This window comes from Fundidesulfovibrio sp. (genome assembly GCF_058402725.1).
On sequence record NZ_JBZVFJ010000328.1, the window covers coordinates 1 to 1,732 of the forward strand.

Below are 1,732 nucleotides of genomic sequence, written 5' to 3' on the forward strand. Positions count from 1 at the left end.
GCGGTTGGTCGCCGTGAGCGCCGCGTTCACGGTCAACGCGCCGTAACGCGCCACCTGAATGGGGCCGTCCAGGGTCGTGACGATCTGGGCCGCCTGGTCGATGGCGACGTCGCCCCGGGAAGCGTACAGTGAGAAGAGCGTGTCGATGTTCAATGCGAGCAGTTGCGACCACCGGGTCCTGGCGGGCGGCTGTTTGATTGCGTAGAGGCTCATGGCGTCTCCTTACAGCCCGAAAGCGGTGAAACCGGAAACACCGGCGAATCCCGCCCCGCCAGCGCCGCCGTAGGCCCCGCCACCGCCCGCGCCGCCTGCGGCCCGCACGGTGGGCGTCCCGGCGAGCGTCCCGCCGTAGAGCAGCCGGGCAAGGCCGCCTCCCGCGCCGGACCAGTCCGAACCGACCGTCGGTCCTGCGTCCGCGTGGACCGTCAGGCCGGGGCCGACGGTGACGTTGCCGGTCACGGCGACCACGACGAGCCCCCCGGGCTTGCTCATGGCGAGCAGCGTCTCGGGCGTGTGGTAGCCGGTCCCGTAGTAGTCGTTTCCGTACCCGCCGCGACACCACCGCCCGCGCTCGCCGTCGCCCGTGCGCGAACCACCCGCGCCGCCCGGCCCTCCTGTCCCCGCGTTCCCGTTACCGGTTGCCGCGCTTTTGGCCTCGCCGCACAGGGAATTGCGCGAGAGGTACGGGCCGGGCGTGATGGCGCAGGAGACAAGCGGGGCCATCTCGATCCAGAACTGCGGATCGCCAAAGTAGATGTTGTTCTGGCGCATCATCGCCAGGAGCCCAGCGAGCGGGAGGTATCGCGACGAGAGGGCGAGGCTTGCCGGTACGGAGCAGTCCGCGTCGGCCGGGTCGAGCTCGCGGTTGGCCCGGGTGTGGTCCATGTGGATCACGCTGGCGGCCCCGGTGACGGTCAGGCTGTCGCAGAGCAAAAACAGCCCGTTGCAGCGCTTGTCCGTGGTGATGGTGGCCCCGTTGAGCGTCAGGTCGCCGAAGCGCGCCACGGTGATGGGACCGTTCTCGATGGCGGGGACCGCGAACGCTCCGGAGAGCGTCGTCTCCGGGCGTTTGTCGTAGAGCGTTTTGAGAAGCGCCAGCTTGTCGCCGACGGCGGCGACGCCCAGGGACGCGCTCCAGGGTTGGACCGGCGCGGCGGCCGCTCCGGCCTTGAGGGAGTAGAGACTCACGGCGTCCTCCTAGAGCGGGGCCACTTCGGCCGTGATGTCGATGCGCTTGCCCGACGCGACGGCCGCCTTGGCGCGCACGCGCAGGGCCTCGCCAGGGGACAGCGTGAGCGGCAGCCCGCCGTTCAGCGAAGCCAGGACGTCCACCCAGGCGGTGGCGCCGTCCGTGCCCGCCCCCGCCGGGGTCTGGACCTCGCCCAGCACGTAGTCCGTGCCCGAAACCTGGCGGGAGAACTGGAGAGTGACGGCCGAGACGCTGTCGCCGACGGCGCGCAGGCGGCCCAGGAGGACGCCCTTGCCGCCTGAACCGGCAGAGGGCGCGGCGTAAAGCGACACGAAAGCCGTGGCGTCGGCGTTGACGAGGGCGCGCGCCGCCGTGACGGCGGGCAGGCCCGGAAAGACAGGGGTGGAACCCATGGTGATCTCCTCCGGCTAGAAGCCGTAATAGTAGTAGTTGTTGGCGAGACAGAGGGCGTCCCCCGCCCCGGACGATCCGGCCGGGGCGTTGGCGGGGTCCTGCCCCACTTCGAGAATCCCGCAGTCGGCC

The 1,732-nt window shown here is 70.9% G+C and carries 3 protein-coding genes; all 3 read right to left on the minus strand.

Annotation, left to right across the window (positions count from 1 at the left end):
* On the minus strand, nucleotides 1–213 hold a 213-nt coding region (locus tag ACV4UX_RS19245; protein WP_491594890.1), incomplete at its 3' end, for a hypothetical protein.
* Nucleotides 214–222: 9 nt separating this feature from the next.
* On the minus strand, nucleotides 223–1,188 hold the full coding sequence (locus ACV4UX_RS19250; RefSeq protein WP_491594891.1) for a hypothetical protein: 966 nt from the start codon (nucleotides 1,186–1,188) through the stop codon (nucleotides 223–225).
* Nucleotides 1,189–1,197: 9 nt separating this feature from the next.
* Entirely contained in the window at nucleotides 1,198–1,602 is a 405-nt protein-coding gene (locus ACV4UX_RS19255) for a hypothetical protein (RefSeq protein ID WP_491594892.1), read from the minus strand.
* Nucleotides 1,603–1,732: the final 130 nt, after the last annotated feature.

What these genes read in the sequence shown, in the direction of transcription:
- ACV4UX_RS19255 (WP_491594892.1), bottom strand. Translation starts at nt 1,602, where the DNA reads ATGGGTTCCACCCCTGTCTTTCCGGGCCTGCCCGCCGTCACGGCGGCG.